We start from the raw sequence: 19,155 nt of genomic DNA on the forward strand, positions 1-19,155 counted from the left end.
AATACTCAATAAACAAATCTTTAAATAAAGTATACCAATAAATTTTTAATTTTAATTATTAAAAGCCACAATATTTAAATTATATATCACTAAAAAAATACCCCAATAATTTTGTACACATTAATATCATGTACTATAGAAAGTTTTTTTCCTGGAAACTTTTCTTTCAACTTTTCATCAAAAACCTTAATGCCCCTCTCTATAACCCTGTTACTAAATTCCACATCGACTATATCAAGAGTTATTATTTCAATAATAATTAAATACCCTCTTCCAAATTTAGACCCATATCCAAGGGTAAAAGAAGTGGTAACACGAAAAAGCCCATCCAAAAGCCCATTAGCTGTCCTACCTCTAGAGGGCCTGTTTGGATGCACTTTATAAGAAGTGCCAAATTCATTTTCAAGAACACAATCAACATCAAGACAAATATTAAACAATGCATTCTCAAATTCTTCAAATTTTGATATATCCATTTAGAATTCTACTATTGTCTTTCCAACTCCCCCATCACTTGGGTGAGCAAAATAATATTTCTTAACAAATTTTACATCTCTTAAAAATGCATGCACTCCTTCCATAAGAAGCCCTTCTCCTTTGCCATGAATGATTTCAAATTTACAAACATTCTTCAGTAACATATTATCTATTTTCTTATTTAAAAAGTCTATAGCCTCAACTACTCTCATTCCCCTAATATCAACAGTTAGACCTAATACATCATCCTGACTCTCAAAAGAAAAACTAAAATTTGTTTTGCAATCATTTCTTGATTGCTTATTATCCAATATCTTCTCTAAATTAGAAGATGAAACTGTAATATTAAAAACACCAGTATTTACAATAAATCCTTTCTTAGTAACACCTATTATTTCCCCTGAAGAATTTGAACCAGATACTCTAACCTTATCACCCACTTTAAATTCAACCTTAGTAGCAATTTCTTGATTAATTAATTTAAGTTTAGCAGTCTTAGCAGTTATATTATCTGCAATATTCGATATAAATTCCTTATTCTTAATAGTACAAACACTACCCTCTTTGATCTCTCTAACCAAATTTTCTAAAGTTTTTCTTGAATTTTTTAAAAATTCTTTTTGCTCTTTTATAAATCTCTCTTCCAAATCTCTTTCTTTCAAGATAATATTCTCCCGAATATTATTAATTTCAATTTCCTTAAGTTCAATAAGCTTAAGCTTATCTCTTAATTCATTTTCAAGTAAATGTATTTCTCTCTCCTTCTCAGCAAGTCTCTCTAATATCTCATTAACTTCTGTCTTATTAGATGAATAAATCTCTTTTGCTCTAAATACTATATTAGAGTCAATAGAAGATTTGCTTGCAACATTAAAAGCAAAGCTTTCACCTGGAACTGAAAACATTAAATTATAATTAGGTTCCATTTTGTCTAAATCCATCTGCATAGAAGCATTAATAACAAATTCATGAGTGTATGCAAAATATTTAAGAGCATTGTAATGAGTCGAAATAATAACATAAGAATCAATACCAATTAAATGCTCAAGAATAGCTACAGCTAGTGCTTGTCCTTGTTCAATATCAGTACCTGAACAAAATTCATCAAATATTAAAAGGCTATCTCTTGTTGCATACTTTAAAATATAAGCAATATTATTCATATGACTTGAAAAAGTTGAAAGGCAATTTGCAATTGATTGATCATCTCCAATATCAACTAAAATATTATCAAATATCTTAAAAGTACTAGATTCATCAACTGGAACAGGAATTCCAAATTGAAACATAGCACTCAAGAGAGCAACGGTTTTTAATGTCACAGTCTTGCCACCAGCATTAGGACCTGTAATAACCACAACTCTACTATTTAAAGGACAAAAACTTATAGATTTTGCATTCTGTATTAAAGGATGACTAGCATTGACAATATTAAGATTACTATCAAATTTAGGAAATATTCCTTGATTTCTTATTCCATAAATTGCCCTGGCCTTCAGAGAATCATAATACAAAAAATTATTATAAAGAACTTGCAAAAGAACAATATGTTTGCGAATCTCATCTGAGAGCTCTTGCAAAATTTTTAAAACTATACGCGTCTTTTTTAAGCTTAAAAAACCTAATTTATTATTATTGCTCACTATCTCATTTGGTTCAACATAAAATGTTTCGCCAGATGATGAGATAGATATAATATTACCCCTAATTTTATTTTTAAAACTAGATTTAAGCGCAATAGTATATTTGCCTGATTTATAATAAACAAGCGTAGAAGTTAAATATTTTGCATTTAAACCTATTATCTGCTTGATCTCTTTTTCAATTCTCTTATCTAAATTCCTAATCTCAAAATCAATCTCATCATAATCTTTGACAACACCTCGTTTTATTTTAAGTTCATCAACATCAATATACTTACACAAAGTCTCTAATAAATGCTTTAAACTTGGATCTAAGAATAATAATTTTTTTAAAATTTCAATTTCATTTTGAACCTTAAACTCATTTCTATCTAAAAAAAACATTATTTTTACAACTTCTCTTAGAAAAAAGATAATATTCTTAATCTCCTCAATAGAAATTTTTGAGTTTTCTTTAAGAAGTAAAACAATAGAATCACTTATACTCTCAAGACAAGAATCTGGATATTCATCATAAACTTCAATAAGATTTTTGATCAATTTAACAAAAAAACATACTTGATTAACTTCTTCCTCGGTTTTTAATATTTGTTGCTCACCTAAAAGTTTAACCGTATCTGAGATAGTTACATAAGAAGAAACTGAAGATAAAATTTGATAAAAATCAATTTTTTCCAAGTATTTCTTTTGCATAACTTTTATATCTCCTAAGTTCATTTACAATCTTTAGATAACTGTTGTATCTAATTTCTGAAATTTGAAATCCAATTTGACTCATTATAAAACAATTTGGTTCATTTATATGTAAACAAGAATTAAATTTACATAAATCATTTAAATCTTTAAATTCTCTAAAATAATATCTAAGATTGAAATACTCTAAGCTTTCGATTCCAAATTCCTTTATGCCAGGAGTATCAATTACCACTCCATTATCAGAATGAAAAGCCATAGCATAAACTGTAGTATGTCGACCGCGTGCATATTTATAAGATATTTCATTTATAGCCTGAGATGCATTTAAATCTACCGCATTTATAAGTGAAGATTTGCCAACTCCAGACTGCCCAACAAAAGAAGCTTTAGAATTTTTAATAATTTCTTTTATTTCATCAATTCCCTGAAAAGTAATAGCAGAAGTCTTAATAACCCTATAACCTAAATTTTCATAAATTTTAATCAAAGTATCAACTTTATCACTTATGCCCTCATCAACCTTATTGATCAAAATAATAGGAGTAATTCCTTGCTCCTCAGCAATTACTAATACTCTATCAATAAATGAATTTTTAATCTCAGGAAGATTAGCAGAACTAACAATTAAAACATTATCAATATTTGAAACAATGACTTGTCTAAGAGCAGCCTTTTTATTATAACGCCAAAGCACATTCTTACGTTGAAGTCTATCTTTAATATATACCTTGACCTCATCATAAATGTCTCCACAAACAAAATCACCAGGCACCAAAGGACTATATTCTTTATCTTGAGTATTTAACACCTTACCCTTAATAACTCCTTCATAAATTGAATTGGTATTAACTTCAAGAATAGAATAAATATTATTAACGCCCCAGAGAACTTCAAATCTAAGGTCATTCAATTGATTATTCCTTTAAAATGCAAACCATATCTTTTACAAAAATTCTTATAAAAACACAAATTCTCATCCTGCGTCAAATAAAAATAACGGATAAAACAATTATCACTACACTTAATAGGCCCTAATACCTTAGCAAGCTCATTAGCCACAAGCTCACGATTCTCATAAACAGGAATTCCTAAAAAACTCTCAATCATATCTTTAATGTGCAAATAATGTGTACATCCTAAAAAAACCATATCTCGCCTATTAGCTTCAACCTCTAATTGTAAGGCTCTTAAATATCTAAGTGCATCTTCCTTAAATCTATCTCCATATTCCACAAAATTTACAAGCTCACTTGCTGATTTTAAGATTAAATTCCAATGACATTTTTTTTCTCTTTGCACAAATTCACTATTAATGGTAGAACTTGTTGCAATTAAAATAACCCTTTTACATGCAAGCTCTTCTACTAAACCAACTGAAGGTAAAGTATAGATTATAGGAAACCTAAGATTTAATTTGTCATATACACTAATAGAAGCTGTATTACAAGCAATAACAATTGAAGCAATATTATACATTTGTTCCAATTTTAAAACTAATTCTAAAATCTCTTTTAAGAGAAACTCTGGACTCTTTTCACCATAAGGAAAATTTTTGTTATCTGCAATATAAACATAATTTCTATTAACAAACCTTTTACTTATATACTCAAAATAAGAAAGTCCACCAATGCCCGAATCAAAAATAACTATAACATCCTCTAAATTGCTCATAAGTCTTACTTAAACTTAAGTATAGAAATTAATTTATTCTCTTTCAATAACAATGCTAATAAGTATTTATAGATTAACAAATTTTAAAACCGCAATAGGTTAAACTATAATTAGTATTAATACCAAGCATAGAAGGGGCAAATATGTATAAGAGCATCAAAGAAATTTTAAGTAATCCTATACTAGATACTATGATCACAGTGAAAGGATGGATCAGAACAAAACGCAGTAATGGTAAAATCTCATTTGTAGAAATTAATGACGGGTCAAATATTAAAGGAATTCAAGCAGTCATTGATGAAGAAGATCCTCAATTTGAAAAACAAGAATTTAAAAAGCTTACAACAGGTGCCAGCATATCCTTAACCGGAATCTTAATCTTAAGTCCGGCAAAAGGACAAGCCTATGAAATTAAAACAACAAAGTTTAATGTAATTGGAGAAGCAGATCAAGAAACATATCTTTTACAAAAGAAAAGGCACACCTTTGAATTCTTAAGAGAAATCCCTCATTTAAGAATTCGTACCAATACATTTGGAGCTGTGGCCAGAATTAGAAACCAAATTTCTTATAAAATTCATGAATATTTCCAAAAAAATGGATTTTTTTATATCCATACCCCAATTATTACATCAAATGACGGAGAGGGGGCTGGTGAAATATTTCGTGTATCTACCCTAGATCTTAACAACATTGCAAAAGGACAAGAAATCGACTTTAAAAATGATTTTTTTGGCAAACAAGCATTCCTTACAGTAACTGGACAACTACACGGCGAAGCTTATGCAATGGCTTTATCAAAAATATATACATTCGGACCGACATTTAGAGCAGAAAATTCCAACACAACACGCCATGCCTCAGAATTTTGGATGATTGAACCTGAAATGGCATTCTTTACGCTTGAAGATAATATCAATTTAGCAGAAGATTTCCTTAAGTATATTTTAAGAGAAACTTTAAATCATTGTGGCCAAGATATGGAATTTTTTGATAATTTCATTGAAAAAGGCCTAATAAAAAAAATTGAAGATGTAATAAACTCTAACTTTGAAGTTATTACATATACCCAAGCCATTAAAAAACTTGAAAATGCAACAAAAACATTTGAAATAAAGCCTTACTGGGGAATGGATTTACAAACAGAACATGAAAGGTATTTAACAGAAGAAATCATCAAAAAACCTACTACGGTTATTGACTACCCAAAAGAATTTAAAGCATTTTACATGAAAATGAATGAAGACAACAAAACTGTTAAAGGAATGGATATTCTAGTCCCACGCATCGGAGAAATAATTGGAGGCAGCGAGAGAGAAGATAATCTAGATAAGTTGAATAAAAGAATAAAAGAACTAAATTTAGAAGTAGAAACTTTGAATTGGTACTTAGACTTAAGGAGATTTGGGTCGACTCCTCATTCTGGATTTGGACTTGGACTTGAAAGATTAATTCAATATATAACAGGAATGGCTAATATTAGAGATGTCATCCCATTCCCAAGAACCCCTAAAACTCTTTATTTCTAATAAAGAGTTTTAGGAGGAAAATTTGCAAAGAAAAATCTTATGTAAAATATTATTAATGTCATCAACATTAATGTTATTCTCAAATGAAAAACCAGAAAATAATCTAAAAATATTTTCAAATATAGAAGAAGAAATTACAAGTAAAAAACCAAATTATAAATACAGTAAAGCAAAGCCTAAGCTCAATAAATCAAATAAAATAAATTATCCACACACAAAAAAAAATTATCATCACAACACTACAAGGGAAAAAAATAGAAATCTACAAATTGATAAACCTAATAAAAGACAAGATGTAAGAAGACCTACAAACAATATCGTAAAAATAAGGCAATCGAACAAAATATATTATCCTAAAGACAAAATCAATATACAAACTTCAAATTCAGAGAAAAACGTATGGTATAACATCAAAGTCTATCCAACTCATACAAAAGATAGATTCAAAAAAATAAAAGCACTAAATAAAATAAATACGCAAATAAAAAAAGATTTTGCTTTAATTGGTCCAATCCCAAAAGACAATTTAGGAGAAATAACAAAAGCATTACACATCAGAGGGTATAATGAATTAGAATATATCAAAATCGAGTAAAATTAAAGTTTGCTCGACAAAAATTTTAAAATATCATTTAATTCGTCATCTAAATTAACAAAATTCAATTTATATTCATTTTCTGACAAACCTATTAACTCATGATTGCTGTAATGTATCCACGTGTTTAGCTCATCCTCACTTGAATATTTATTAACATAATAATCAGGTTTATAATCCACATATCCACGCTCTTTATAATCATAAACAGCAATCTTAACATTTTTACTATCTATTCCTCTCTTTAAAACTTCCTCTCGCAAATGAATAATTGTACGTCCAGTATCAAAAATATCATCAACAAACAACACATTATCTCCTGCTCTTAAATATTTTGGATCATAAGTCCATCCATCTATCATTATTTCTTTTTGCTTATTTGAAACATCATATGATCTTGCAACAACAGCAGCATAAAGAAGGGGCTTTTCTAGCTTAATAAATTTAAAGAACTCACTAATAATATTGCCAAGATAAGCTCCTCCTCTTAAAGAAACATACATAATATCAGGAATAAATCCATTTTTATAAATCTTATAAGCAAGCTTAAGACCATTTACTCTTATCTCTTCATAAGAAACGAATTTTTTCATCAACATAACACCTCAAAACACATAAAAATTAAGATTTATCTAAAAATAATTGACCATTTTCATTAAAAACAATACATCTACTGCTTTTGCGGGCCTTTTAACATAAACAATATCACTTTTCCTAAAACACTTAAACATAAATTCTTAAGTTAAAATCATCTACATTCAAATTTTAGCCAAATCATGTTAAGTGCCTTATTAAAATTGAAATAACTTCACAATATAAGACAAAACTCCTATCTTTAAGATCTAAATAGGCTTAAAGATATTCATTCTTTAAGCCTTATGCCAAAAATAAAGTTTATTACTAAAAAGATACCTTTAAGGTCTGACCATCTCTTAAAATACTATAAGTATTCTTCCTATATTCAACGGCATCATAGAAATCTCTTAAGCTTTTAATATTTTTTGAATTAACAATCATAATTACATCTCCCGTTGCAACTTTAGGATTTGTACCTAAAGTTGAATCAACGCTGTCTACAACAACTCCATTAATCCAACTTCTTAAACCAAGTTGAGTCTTAACCGCCTTAGTTAAAGGATAAACAGTAAAACCTGGCAACAATTTTATATCTGAAACATATTCCTTTTCATTATTGATTTTGGGCTTAACATCAAGTTCTATTTCAACATTCTTTTTTTCTTTTCCTCTTAAAATTTCAACCTTAATCTTCTCTTTTGCATAAAAATCATTAATATACTGCTTAACATCATAAAAGAAATTCATTTGAACACCATTGATCTTATTAATTATATCACCTGCTTTAAGCCCTGCTTTGAAAGCAGCTGTGCCATCAAAAACACCCGAAATAATTGCCAATGAGCCAGAATCATCCTCATAGCCTAAACTTTTAAAAAGTTCCGGATCTTTACCTCTTAAACGATGTAAATCAACTCCCATCCAAGCCGATTCATTCTTCTTACCGCTCATTAAAACATCGAAACTACTCTTAGCGTTATTAATAGGAACAGCAAACCCAAGTCCAATATTGCCCCCAGAAGGAGAAGATATCCAAGTATTTATACCAATAACTTCTCCCTTAATATTTACAAGAGGTCCCCCAGAATTACCACGATTGATAGCTGCATCTGTTTGAATAAATGAATTTCTTGCTTTCAAATTAGGAGTAACCGAACGATGAAGACCGCTTATAATACCTGCTGTAACTGAAAAACTAAAGTGATGGGGACTTCCAACAGCTATAACCCAATCCCCTATCTCAAGTTTGTCACTATCACCAAGTTCAGCTACTTCAATAGCTGCATCATTAGCCTCAAAGCTAACTAATGCAATATCTTTTTTATCATCCTTACCTACTAGGTTTGCTTTATAAGTTTTATTATCATAAGTTCCAATTTCAAATTCAACAGCATTATCTACAACATGGCTATTTGTAAGAGCATAAAATAAATTTGTCTTCTTAGAATCTCTTCCAATAATTACTCCAGAACCACCCCATTGTGCCTTTTTCTCAAGATTAAGCCCTGGAGCATCAAAAAAGAAAAAAAAATTCAAAAAATCACGTGTTTTAACTATCCCAGTCGCATAAATTTCCACAGTTGATGGTAAAATCTTTTTAGATACCTTTCTAAAAGAATCCTGAAGAGATTGTCCAGTATCACCTTTCTCCTGTGCAAAAACAATGGTATTTTTATCAGATTCTAAATAATGTATTCCAACAAAAAATCCAATAGCTAAAGCTAAAAAGCTTGTCAAAAATACGGAAATAAAATTTTTCTTCATTTTGTACACCTCCATAATATAAAACCAAATCTTTTAAATAAAACTTACTTAATATCTATTAAATCTTACTTAAAATCAAAGGCAAACCGTCAACAACAGCAACAGTATGCTCAAAATGAGCAGAACAACTCAAATCAGATGCAAAGACTGTCCAACCATCATTCTTAACAGAAACTTTATGTCCCCCTAAATTTACCATCGGCTCAATCGCTAAAACCATACCTTCCTGAATCCTAATGTTTTTAAAAAAAGGCTCATAATAATTTGGAACACCTGGTTCCTCATGCAAAGCAAAACCAACACCATGCCCTGTATACTCCCTCACAATTCCAAAACCAAATGGCTTAATATAACTTTCTATAGCTTTTGAGATATCTAAAACTCGATTACCAACTTTCATCTCAGCAATTCCTCTATAAAGAGACGCCTCTGTAACTTCTAATAATTTACTGATCTTGGGATTTACTTTACCCACCTTAAAAGTCTTAGCCATATCACTATAAAACCCATCTAAAATAACCCCACAATCAACACTAATAATATCGCCATCTTTAAGTTCTCTTGAGCCAGGAACTCCATGAATAACCTCCTCATTTACAGAAGCACAAATAGTTCCCCTAAATCCATTATATCCCTTAAAAGCAGATTTGGCTCCATTCTTAGCAATAAAGTCACTAGCAATCAAATCAAGCATCTTAGTGCTAATTCCAGGAACAATATTCTTTTCAATTTCTAAAAGAGTCTGGGCCAAAAGTCTTGCAGATGCCCTAATTTTCTTGATCTCTTCCCTAGATTTCAATCTTAATTTCAAATATTCAATCCCTCTCTTTAAGTATCTCTATCATATTCATATAAAGCTTACCCCTATTAGTTTCATAAAAAGAATGTGAAGTTAAAATAGCTTCCCGCCCCTTTGCAAATTCACCTAAATAAAGATAATTAATTCCTCGCTTTAAATACATTCTCGCCACATCCTCACGCTCTCTTAAAGTAATTTTACTTTTATCATCAAGGGTAAAGGGTAAAAGAGCAACTGCCTTACTAAAATATTCTTCAGATTCTTTGTAATTTTTTTGATAAAATCTTAAAACCCCAAGATTATAATAAACACCATATAAATACTTACCCATTTGATTCTCAAAAATCACCTTTTCCGCAACACGTAAGTCTTTTTTCAAAAACAAATAATAAAATTTATAAAAATAATACCAATCTTGAACTTCATCAACGGGGTTATAAATCTTAAAAAATAAATCTAAATCCTTTAGGTCAGAATAAAGAAGCAAATTCCAAGCCAAAAGCTGAGCAATATCAGTATTATAATTTGATCTATAAAATAAGCGCCATAAAAAAGATTTTTTAGCCTCATATTTTAAATTCAAATAATTTAACACAAAATAAAGTTTAAAAAATAAAGGACTATCTTTATACTTTTTTACAATTTCATTTGCATTAAAATAATCATTAGCTTCAAAATAAATATTAGCCAAATAATAACTCATCATTTCATTTTCTTTAAACTTTTCATTAGCCTTATTTAAATAAGCAATAGCACGCTTTAGATCATTTTCCTTCTTAGCAATAAATGCCAGACCAAGATATATCATCATACTATAATCAGGAAAATCAGTATAAAGTTTTAAATATTCATTCTTAGCATTGTGAATATCGCCCTTTTTCAAATAGGCATCTGCTAGCAAAAACATCAAACTTGGTTCATTATTATTATTAATAAGCTTAAGATTTGTAATAGTAAAATCCAAATTATCAAGACCGTAAGAAATATAGGCAAGTTCTTTAGCGAAATCCTTATCTTCCTTTATTTGCAAAAGTATTCTTTTAGCAGAATCTAAATCCTTTTTCTCTATATACAAAAGCATTGCATTAATTAAAAACGCATTATTCTGAAGATTTAAACCTACAGTCTCAAAAGCAAGAGCATCTCTCTCTTGTTCCATTTTTATTAGAAAGTCTTTAATATCTTTTATGTCATAGCTTAAAATTAAACTTTTCATAAAAGCCTCATCATATAAATGCTTATATTCCTTATATCCTAAAAGATATTGCTTTGCAATATCATAAGCCTCTAAAACAGCGCCCACCTTAAGTTTTGAATATACCTCAAGTGCTCTAAGCTTTAAATTTCCCGGCAAACTCTTAACGCTAAGATCTAAAATATCTCTCATCAATAAATAATGCTTAATTTTATCAGAATAAAGCTTTGCCCTTTTAATAAGAGAAAGCCACTTGTATTCAGTATCAACATAATAAGAATAAAATCTTATTATCTTCTCAGCGCCCTCTAAGTTTCCATTTGAAAGATAACCATCAACTTCTATAATAACATCATTAAAATCTCGCTCACCCTTTAACATATATAAAACATATGGATTCAAACTTAAATAAACAAAAATTGATATAAAAAGGACTAAAAATAAAATAAGAAATAACAATATCTTATTTGCTTTCAAATGAACTCTCCATATCTTTTAACAAAGCATCAAGTATCCCATTAACAAATTTATAGGAATTTTTACTACCATACTTCTTGGCAATTAAAATAGCCTCATCTATTATAACTCTCTTGGGAACATCTAAGTTTTGAAACTTAAGTGAATATACACTCACCCTCAATATGGCAAGATCAACCTTATCCATACGGTCTAAACGCCAATTAAGAGAAATATCACTAATTAATTTGTCAATAGATTCTAAATTATCACAAGTACCATTAACCAGAACAGAATAAAATAATTTTAAATCTTCTTCTAAATCCACTCCATGATCTTCAAGACCAAAAATATCATAAATGTTATCTTTTGCCTTACAATTAACATCAATACTATAAATTTTTTGAAAAGCTAACACTCTAGCCTTATGTCTCAAGTTCATAACCAATATTATAAATATTTTCTCTTTATTTTAGACTAGAATCCAAAATTTGTATACTAGCAGACTTATTGAGTTTATCATAGATCTCTTGTTGTACTCTAGCAACAATTTGCTGCTGATGAATATTAACCATATTATTTTTTATGGCATCCTTTACAGTCATATTCACATTAGGAGATATCTTATCTTGAAGACCTAAAAACCTCTGGGAATACATTTCAGTCACTTTAACTATATGAAAACCTTCTTTTGATGATATTGGCTGAGAAATATCTCCCTTATTAAGCATAAAAACTTCTTTAATAAAATCTAATCCAAGAACATTTTGTGCATTCTGATCACCTCTTGCCAAGAATCCAAGATCACCATTTTTAGCCTTAGAACCCTCATCATTTGAATATTTTCTTACAGCCTCTTCAAAGGTAATCTTTTTCGATTTTATCTGATTTGCAATATCTTTTGCCTTTGTAAGAATCTCTGATCGCTTTTTATCTTTTGAAGAAAAGAAAACATGACTAATCCTTGATATATCAGGATTAACAAATTTAGTTTTATTAGCTTCATAATATTCGATTACTTCCTTTTCACTTGGAGTTTTTATTTCTGAAAATTTAGGCTGAGCCATCTTTAAAATTAATTTTTGTGCAGAAAGAGATCTTTTCATTGAAGATAAAAGTTCATTCCAATTTGTTCCCTGACTTTCTATCATTTGTCTAATTTGCTCATCTGTAAGACTTGCAAGTCCAAACTGAGCTCTAATTGTTTGCATAACTTCCTCATCTCCAACCTTAATCCCCTGCTTTAAAGCTTCTTGACCAAATAGGACATCAGCTATTAAAATTTGTAAAACTTGTTTTCTCTCAGCATTACTTAAATCTCTCCCTTGCGTCTTTTTCAATGTATTTACCTTAGAATCAAATTCCGTTTTAGTAATAATTTCATTACTATGCAAATTAATAATTACAACGGGAGTATTTTGAGCAAAAGATGTTATTCCTACAATAAAAAACAACAGAAAACACAAAAAATTACCCATAAAAATCACCTTTATATCAATCATCGAACTAAATCACTGCATAAAATTTTAACAAAACATTAAATTTAAATCTAGTTTAAAATAGGAATATCATTCATCTATATAAGAAAGCCGCTATACCCTGCCCACCTCCAATACAAAGAGAGGCAATTCCTTTTGATTTATTATTTATTCTCATAAGACGTGCAAGGGTTAACAAAATCCTTGCACCACTAACTGAAAACGGATGCCCCAAGGCAATAGCTCCTCCATTAACATTAATAATACTATCTTGCACATCATATTTTTGACGTAAAGCTTTCAAGACACTTAAAGATTGTGCTGCAAAAGCTTCATTTGTTTCAATAAAATCAATTTCACTTGGAATTAAGTTAAATTTTCCTATAATCTCCTCAATAGCAAGGAAAGCTCCAAATCCCATATGAAGAGGATTTAAGCCTACACTTTTAAAACCACCGACATAAGCTAAAGGTTGTACTCCTGTCTTGCAAACAAAATCCTCACTTGCCAATATTAAGAAACAAGCCCCATCATCTAAACTAGAAGAATTACCGGCAGTAACAGTACCTCCTTCTTTAAAAACAGGTTTTAAAGACGAAAGTTTTTCCAAACTTAAACTATCACGTATCTCCTCATCACTACATATAACCCTTTTAAGTTTTGTCTTTCTATCAAAAACTGATAGTGGATATATTTCATCATTAAAATATCCATTATCTCTTGCTGCTGTTGCTTTCATGTGAGAATTATATGCAAACTGATCCTGCATCTCTCTTGTAATTTCATACATTTCTGCCAAATTTTCTGCTGTAAGTCCCATCACAGTACTACTTGGCGTATCAACTAAGGCATCCTTATATATTGAATCTTCTATTTTAAAGTCACCAAATTTTAAACCATCAAATCTGACGCCCCTTGGCAAAAGATAAGGAGCATTACTCAAATCTTCTACACCACCAGCTAAAACAATTTCACTATTACCAAGAGCTATAGAATTAAACGCAAGCTCTAAAGACTTAAGTCCCGAGCCACAAACTTTATTTACAGTAAAAGCAGGTGTAATTTCACCCAAACCAGCTTTCAAAGCAATCTGCCTAGCAATATTTTGACCAAGTCCTGCTGAGATTACATTTCCAATAATAACCTCATCTACTCTATCAATATTATTTCTTCCAAGCAAAGCCTTAACAACATCTGAGGATACATCAACAATGTTAATCCCCTTCAATGCTCCTCCAAATTTAGTAATCGGCAATCTAAGGCCATCAATAATTGCTATTTTCCTCATATCAAACCCCATACAAAAAAAACTAATCTTAACTATATAATAACAAAATACAATGATATGTTCACATAAAAATGCTATATTAATTATAAATGTATTTAGTAAAATTTAATCTCAAAACGATAATTATAATGCTTGCTATCAATTCCTATGCTTATAATTATTCAATTAGATACCAAAATGACGGAGTTGACAAATATCATTTTGACAATCTAAATGATGCTCTTGGATTTGCATTCAGTGATTGTTTTGATGATCTCAGAAGCGGTTCTTTAATATTTATGCATGAATCAAAATATAATTTTATGATAAATGCAGAAGCACACATGTTAACTTTTAGAGGGAACAAAGATTCTCCTGAGCAATCAAGAAAAAGAGCCGATCTCTTAGAAATTGGCTTTATGTATTATTTGCCATTTTCAATAAAAACAAAAACACAATACTTTGGCAACATTAATATTGGTATTGGTATTAAAAATCTACTCTATGGAAACTGGGGTGGGGCTCTAATACAAAGAGCGGTGCATTTTACCTTAAGACAAATGAGACCAATTCCCAAAAACTATGAAAATTACAATTATAGAGGGTTTCTAAGTGCAGCTATTAACTATTCTTACATGAGATTTTTTAATCTTGAAAATTACATAGATTTATCTTATTTTGCGGATTATTTTTTCAAAACAAGTATTTCAATGGACTTTAAAAATGAATCTATAGGAATTGAAACTAAATTCTTCTATCAAGCCCAAAATGAAATAAATAATATGGAAACATATTCGCAACTACAAAAAGCAGAAACTGGAATTGGAATTCAATACAGACTTCATTCTAAAAACTTTTTCACAATAAATAACCTTAATTTAAACAATTTCTCAAACAAGGAAAAATTTTTCAGTGTAGGAGGATTTGGTATAGTTTTCACTGAAGAATATGAAAATAATTCTGAAGATAACTTGTATACTCTAAACCAAAATTTTTCTTTTGGATATGATATTATGATTCCATTTCAAACTAGAAATTCAATATATTACAGAATAATGCCCCAATTAAATTATTACTTTGCCATTGCAACAAATTATGATATTAATTTATCTGTACTAAATAGTCGTACAAATAGATTTTCATCTGGATTGACGTACGAATTATTTACAAAAAATCAATTCACATTATACGCATGTTCTGGAATATTCTTATCTTATAATCAAGACACTAAAGATGTAAAATCCATTTACAGACCATTAAAAATAAAAGATACACTGCAAGCAGGATTCGAAATTGAACCTGGAATGTCCATAAACACATTTATATACAATAAAACAACATATAATATAAAAATATTTACGAAAATTAATTATTCTCCAATTGTTTATAACACAAACAATCATACTTTAGAGACACATAAATTCACTTTTAATTATATTGGAATCGGCATAAAAATCAATATCTAAATACCGCAAGTAATATATGCAACAAATAAGAGCTTGCCTAAGATCAAAGATGATAAAAAATTAAACTCTTATAAACATCAAAAAAGAATATTAAATATAATATTCTTTGATAAGAACATTTTTAATAAAACTTAACACAAAATCATCAATGTAAAAAATTCCATTCCAAAAACACAACCCATAATACTAATAGTCACTTTCATGCTCTTTATTAACAAATTTAACAACATGTGGAAGAAATAATACATCAGCTCTTCCTGTAGGCCCATTTCTATGTTTAGCAACAATAACCTTAGTATCAACAGCACTTACAACTCTCTCATCATCAGAACTGCCCCTTAAATCCTTATCTCTATGAAGTAAAATAACAATATCTGCATCTTGCTCTAATGCACCTGATTCTCTTAAACTAGCAAGACTAGGTTCACGCCCCTCAGTATCTCTTGTAAGTTGTGAAAGGGCAATAATTGGAATCTTAAGTTCTCTTGCAAGCTCTTTTAGTGCTTTACTAATTGAGGCTACCTGTTCATGCCTTGGAATATTCTTAGCTTCAAGAGAAATAAGGCTAATATAATCAACAAATAGTATATCTACACCAGAAAACCTCTTAAGCTTCCTAGCCTGAGTTGCAAGCGTTAATAAACTAATATTAGCAGTATCTTCAATATAAAATTCAGAATTACTAATATCATTTACAACATCATTGATAGCCTTAATCTCATGGCTTGACAAAATACTATTTTGAATCTTAAAACTATCAATATTAGCTTGAGATGCTATTATTCTTTTAATTAAAGCATCAGAAGTCATTTCAAGAGAAAAAAAACCTACTTTCCGTTTCTTATCATTCCTCAATGCGATACTTGATGCGATATTAAGTGCAAATGCAGTCTTACCAACACTAGGACGAGCACCAATAATAATAAAATCACTCTCTCTAAAACCCCCAATAAGACTATCAACTTTTTTAAAACCAGTTGGAATACCAAAATTAACTTCTCGTTTTTTCACGCTTCTCTCATATATCTCAGCATGAACTCTCTCAGCAATAACTTTTGCATGATTAAAATTTTTATTAGAACAATCCAATTCAATTGAAAGAATTTGCCTTTGTGCTTCTTCCACAAATTGCTCAACTTTTTTTGTAGAATCATTAGCCAAATCATTGAGTTCTCTAGAAATTTTGGAAATATCTCTTCTAATGCGATGTTCTTTAACAATTTTTACATAAACATTTATGGTCTTATCAGTGGGAAGATATCCTGAAAGGAAACTCAAATAATCCTGCAATCCTGTTAAAGCTTTAAAATTACTTAAAAGCTGTGATTTAGGTGTTAAGGAAGATACTTCCTCAAATACAGTTATTGGATCAATATTCTCCCTTTTCTCATAAAGAGAAATCATAGCCTTAAAAATCATCTCATGATTCTGATTATAAAAATCATCTGGCTTTAGATATAGTAATGCCTCTTCTACCTTCCCTGGATTATAGAATATGCTCGAAATAACTGCCTTTTCTGCACCTTCGTTAAAAAGAAGTGTAGAAGCTGTGCTTACTGAAGTAAAGGCCACAAACTATACCTCTTCCTTAAACTTCCTTTGCAACACTCTTAGACTTTTTAAGAGATTTTTTTTTCTCTTCCCTTTTTATCTCAACTTTAATGACAGCATTAATTCCCTCATAAAGCTTAATGGTCACATCATAAATTCCAAAAGTTTTTAATGTACCATAATGTATATCTATTTTTCTTCTCTCAATTTCAAACCCAAGCTTTAAAAGCTCATCGGCAATATTCAAGCTATTAATACTATGAAACAATTTCCCACCATCATTAGACTGCATTACGAACTCTAAACTAACCTTATCAAGCTTGGCTTTAAGTTCAAGAGCTATCTTTTTTCTTGTTTCTTGTCTCTTAAGTATTGCTCTCCTCTTCTGATTAAAAATATCAATATTATGTTTATTTGAAAAAACAGCAAAACCTTTTGGCAATAAATAATTTCTTGCAAAACCATCCTTTACATCAACAGTATCACCTTCTTTGCCAAGATTAATAAAATCCTCTTTTAAAATCACTCTCATAATCTTCTCCTTAATTATTGCTTCACAAAGGGAAGTAAAGCCATATATCTAGCTTTCTTAATCTCTAGTGCAAGACGCCTCTGATGTTTAGCAGAAGTGCCTGTAATTCTCCTAGGCAATATCTTCCCTTGTTCTGTAATAAACTTTTTAAGGAAATCAAACTCTTTATAATCAGGAACTCTGTCCATATCGCAAAATTTGCATGTCTTTTTCTTAAAAAATCTAAAATTAGGGTTTTTCTTAAAACCATCTTGATGTCCATCAGACCTTGAGTCTCTCTGATGGGAATCTACATCTTTATACATAAATTCAAACTCCTAAAAAGGTATATCTTCATTAAAACTGTCACCAAAACCAATATCCGTAAACGGATCTGGCTTCTTATAACTTTCAAAGCCAACATTATTAGCACCTTGAGCAGCAAGAGGCATCCCAAACATTTGAATCTCATCTACTAAAACACTGCACTTGCTTCTCTTATCCCCAGTGTTTTTATCTTGCCAACTCTCATATTTTAAAGAACCACTAACTACAACTTGTTTTCCCTTCTTAAGAAAAACACTAAGACTCTCAGCTCTCTTAGCAAAGATAACACAATCAAAAAATTGAGCATAATCCACCCATTCATTACTTTTTTTAACCCTTCTGTTATTAGCTAAACCAAATTTAAGAATAGCCATACCTGCCTCAGTATAAGTAAGCTCAGAATCCTTCGTAAGCCTACCAGACAATACTAAGGAATTAATATCGGCCATCTACAACCTCCTCAATCTACTCAATCTACTTTTACATCAGCAGTAGATTCTGGTAATTCCTTTTCTCTAGTATCTCTATTATCCTTGAACTCTCTAAAATTTCTTCTCTTAACTTTTTTAACATTAACCTTTTTATTAATCTTAACTAAGATCATATATCTTAATAAATTTTTGATAAGTCTCAATTGCACTTCAAGTTCTTTTAAATTACTACTGTCCATCTTAAATTCTATTATCTCATATCTACCACGCGACTGCTTCCTAATAGAATATTCCAATGCCCTCTCTCCAAGAGAATTCTCAACAAAATCACTAGCATTAAAAGCTGTTAACTGTTTTTTTACATCTTCTAAAGCAACCTTATATTCAAGTTCCTCACTCTTAAATAAAAAACAAGCCTCATACTTTTTTATCATTTTAACTCCTTATGGTCTTAATCGCACCTAAACTTTTTCAAAGTTATGGCAAAGGTCATCTTAATACTATAACAGATTATTTAAATAGTATATAAAAAGACTTATTTTTTTTCAATATTGAGTAAAAATCTTTCCAAAATCACTCATCCCCCCCCAGAACAATTGAAAATTGTATCTTACTACCTTTAAAAATTACTCTCTATTACAAGGTATCAATGATGCCATTACGCGCCATGCAATAACTTATAAAGTTATCATGAATACTTCCAAGTTCAACATCAACGGCAAA

At 29.8% G+C, this 19,155-nt stretch carries 19 protein-coding genes; 3 read left to right on the forward strand and 16 right to left on the reverse strand.

Annotated elements, in window-relative coordinates; translation table 11 throughout:
* Window positions 1-89 precede the first annotated feature (89 nt).
* The 4 genes from bhDAH_RS00475 to murI are packed head-to-tail and all read right to left on the reverse strand — an operon-like array spanning window position 90 to window position 4,487.
* Entirely contained in the window at window positions 90-476 is a 387-nt protein-coding gene (locus tag bhDAH_RS00475) for a hypothetical protein (RefSeq protein ID WP_012421875.1), read from the reverse strand.
* Complete coding sequence (locus tag bhDAH_RS00480; RefSeq protein ID WP_043924381.1) at window positions 477-2,813, reverse strand: endonuclease MutS2; 2,337 nt, start codon at window positions 2,811-2,813, stop codon at window positions 477-479.
* Window positions 2,785-3,726, reverse strand: a complete 942-nt coding sequence (gene rsgA, locus bhDAH_RS00485) for a ribosome small subunit-dependent GTPase A (protein WP_012421877.1) — start codon at window positions 3,724-3,726, stop codon at window positions 2,785-2,787. Before rsgA ends, bhDAH_RS00480 begins: the two co-directional genes overlap by 29 nt.
* A complete protein-coding gene (gene murI, locus bhDAH_RS00490) occupies window positions 3,723-4,487 on the reverse strand; it encodes a glutamate racemase (protein WP_012421878.1) in 765 nt (254 codons plus the stop codon). Before murI ends, rsgA begins: the two co-directional genes overlap by 4 nt.
* 143 nt (window positions 4,488-4,630) lie before the next feature.
* Between murI and asnS the strand changes: the two genes are divergently transcribed.
* The gene (asnS, locus tag bhDAH_RS00495) at window positions 4,631-6,016 is read left to right on the forward strand and encodes an asparagine--tRNA ligase (protein ID WP_012421879.1); all 1,386 of its coding nucleotides are present in this window, start codon (window positions 4,631-4,633) and stop codon (window positions 6,014-6,016) included.
* Between the two features lie 22 nt (window positions 6,017-6,038).
* Window positions 6,039-6,611 (forward strand): hypothetical protein, encoded by a 573-nt coding sequence (locus bhDAH_RS00500; protein ID WP_012421880.1) that lies wholly within the window; start codon window positions 6,039-6,041, stop codon window positions 6,609-6,611.
* Window positions 6,612-6,613: 2 nt separating this feature from the next.
* Here the strand turns inward: bhDAH_RS00500 and bhDAH_RS00505 are convergent, their stop codons facing one another.
* The 7 genes from bhDAH_RS00505 to bhDAH_RS00535 form a co-directional block, all read right to left on the reverse strand.
* Window positions 6,614-7,204, reverse strand: coding sequence for a phosphoribosyltransferase (locus tag bhDAH_RS00505; RefSeq protein WP_043924382.1), 591 nt, complete (start codon window positions 7,202-7,204; stop codon window positions 6,614-6,616).
* A 307-nt stretch (window positions 7,205-7,511) separates the two neighbouring features.
* Window positions 7,512-8,951, reverse strand: a complete 1,440-nt coding sequence (locus bhDAH_RS00510) for a trypsin-like peptidase domain-containing protein (RefSeq protein ID WP_043924383.1) — start codon at window positions 8,949-8,951, stop codon at window positions 7,512-7,514.
* A gap of 58 nt (window positions 8,952-9,009) precedes the next feature.
* A complete protein-coding gene (map, locus tag bhDAH_RS00515; RefSeq protein WP_012421883.1) occupies window positions 9,010-9,762 on the reverse strand; it encodes a type I methionyl aminopeptidase in 753 nt (250 codons plus the stop codon).
* Between the two features lie 4 nt (window positions 9,763-9,766).
* Window positions 9,767-11,422 carry a tetratricopeptide repeat protein gene (locus bhDAH_RS00520; protein ID WP_012421884.1) on the reverse strand — a complete coding sequence of 552 codons (1,656 nt, stop codon included), beginning with the start codon at window positions 11,420-11,422 and terminating at the stop codon, window positions 9,767-9,769.
* The gene (nusB, locus tag bhDAH_RS00525; protein WP_043924384.1) at window positions 11,409-11,843 is read right to left on the reverse strand and encodes a transcription antitermination factor NusB; all 435 of its coding nucleotides are present in this window, start codon (window positions 11,841-11,843) and stop codon (window positions 11,409-11,411) included. Before nusB ends, bhDAH_RS00520 begins: the two co-directional genes overlap by 14 nt.
* 25 nt (window positions 11,844-11,868) lie before the next feature.
* Window positions 11,869-12,879 (reverse strand): peptidylprolyl isomerase, encoded by a 1,011-nt coding sequence (locus bhDAH_RS00530; RefSeq protein ID WP_043924385.1) that lies wholly within the window; start codon window positions 12,877-12,879, stop codon window positions 11,869-11,871.
* Window positions 12,880-12,973: 94 nt separating this feature from the next.
* Entirely contained in the window at window positions 12,974-14,167 is a 1,194-nt protein-coding gene (locus bhDAH_RS00535) for a thiolase family protein (protein WP_043924386.1), read from the reverse strand.
* A gap of 89 nt (window positions 14,168-14,256) precedes the next feature.
* Between bhDAH_RS00535 and bhDAH_RS00540 the strand changes: the two genes are divergently transcribed.
* Window positions 14,257-15,612 (forward strand): hypothetical protein, encoded by a 1,356-nt coding sequence (locus bhDAH_RS00540; protein WP_012421888.1) that lies wholly within the window; start codon window positions 14,257-14,259, stop codon window positions 15,610-15,612.
* 186 nt (window positions 15,613-15,798) lie between these two features.
* On the opposite strand, the gene dnaB is transcribed toward bhDAH_RS00540, so the two are convergent.
* From dnaB to rpsF, 5 genes are read right to left on the reverse strand one after another with little or no spacing between them, the layout of a single operon-like run.
* Window positions 15,799-17,184 carry a replicative DNA helicase gene (gene dnaB, locus bhDAH_RS00545; protein ID WP_012421889.1) on the reverse strand — a complete coding sequence of 462 codons (1,386 nt, stop codon included), beginning with the start codon at window positions 17,182-17,184 and terminating at the stop codon, window positions 15,799-15,801.
* A 16-nt stretch (window positions 17,185-17,200) separates the two neighbouring features.
* A complete protein-coding gene (gene rplI, locus bhDAH_RS00550) occupies window positions 17,201-17,695 on the reverse strand; it encodes a 50S ribosomal protein L9 (protein ID WP_012421890.1) in 495 nt (164 codons plus the stop codon).
* Window positions 17,696-17,709: 14 nt separating this feature from the next.
* Window positions 17,710-18,000, reverse strand: coding sequence for a 30S ribosomal protein S18 (gene rpsR / locus bhDAH_RS00555; RefSeq protein WP_012421891.1), 291 nt, complete (start codon window positions 17,998-18,000; stop codon window positions 17,710-17,712).
* Between the two features lie 12 nt (window positions 18,001-18,012).
* A complete protein-coding gene (gene ssb / locus bhDAH_RS00560; protein ID WP_012421892.1) occupies window positions 18,013-18,450 on the reverse strand; it encodes a single-stranded DNA-binding protein in 438 nt (145 codons plus the stop codon).
* Window positions 18,451-18,470: 20 nt separating this feature from the next.
* Window positions 18,471-18,866 (reverse strand): 30S ribosomal protein S6, encoded by a 396-nt coding sequence (rpsF, locus tag bhDAH_RS00565; RefSeq protein ID WP_012421893.1) that lies wholly within the window; start codon window positions 18,864-18,866, stop codon window positions 18,471-18,473.
* Window positions 18,867-19,155 lie beyond the last annotated feature (289 nt).

This window comes from Borrelia hermsii DAH (assembly GCF_023035675.1).
GTDB classification, from domain to species: Bacteria; Spirochaetota; Spirochaetia; order Borreliales; family Borreliaceae; genus Borrelia; species Borrelia hermsii.

Coding starts and splice junctions, on each gene's coding strand:
- bhDAH_RS00530 (WP_043924385.1), bottom strand. CDS start 12,879: ATGGGTAATTTTTTGTGTTTTCTGTTGTTTTTTATTGTAGGAATAACA.
- bhDAH_RS00535 (WP_043924386.1), bottom strand. CDS start 14,167: ATGAGGAAAATAGCAATTATTGATGGCCTTAGATTGCCGATTACTAAA.
- rplI (WP_012421890.1), bottom strand. CDS start 17,695: ATGAGAGTGATTTTAAAAGAGGATTTTATTAATCTTGGCAAAGAAGGT.
- nusB (WP_043924384.1), bottom strand. CDS start 11,843: ATGAACTTGAGACATAAGGCTAGAGTGTTAGCTTTTCAAAAAATTTAT.
- ssb (WP_012421892.1), bottom strand. CDS start 18,450: ATGGCCGATATTAATTCCTTAGTATTGTCTGGTAGGCTTACGAAGGAT.
- murI (WP_012421878.1), bottom strand. CDS start 4,487: ATGAGCAATTTAGAGGATGTTATAGTTATTTTTGATTCGGGCATTGGT.
- rpsR (WP_012421891.1), bottom strand. CDS start 18,000: ATGTATAAAGATGTAGATTCCCATCAGAGAGACTCAAGGTCTGATGGA.
- bhDAH_RS00505 (WP_043924382.1), bottom strand. CDS start 7,204: ATGAAAAAATTCGTTTCTTATGAAGAGATAAGAGTAAATGGTCTTAAG.
- rpsF (WP_012421893.1), bottom strand. CDS start 18,866: ATGATAAAAAAGTATGAGGCTTGTTTTTTATTTAAGAGTGAGGAACTT.
- bhDAH_RS00510 (WP_043924383.1), bottom strand. CDS start 8,951: ATGAAGAAAAATTTTATTTCCGTATTTTTGACAAGCTTTTTAGCTTTA.
- bhDAH_RS00480 (WP_043924381.1), bottom strand. CDS start 2,813: ATGCAAAAGAAATACTTGGAAAAAATTGATTTTTATCAAATTTTATCT.
- bhDAH_RS00540 (WP_012421888.1), top strand. CDS start 14,257: ATGTATTTAGTAAAATTTAATCTCAAAACGATAATTATAATGCTTGCT.
- bhDAH_RS00475 (WP_012421875.1), bottom strand. CDS start 476: ATGGATATATCAAAATTTGAAGAATTTGAGAATGCATTGTTTAATATT.
- asnS (WP_012421879.1), top strand. CDS start 4,631: ATGTATAAGAGCATCAAAGAAATTTTAAGTAATCCTATACTAGATACT.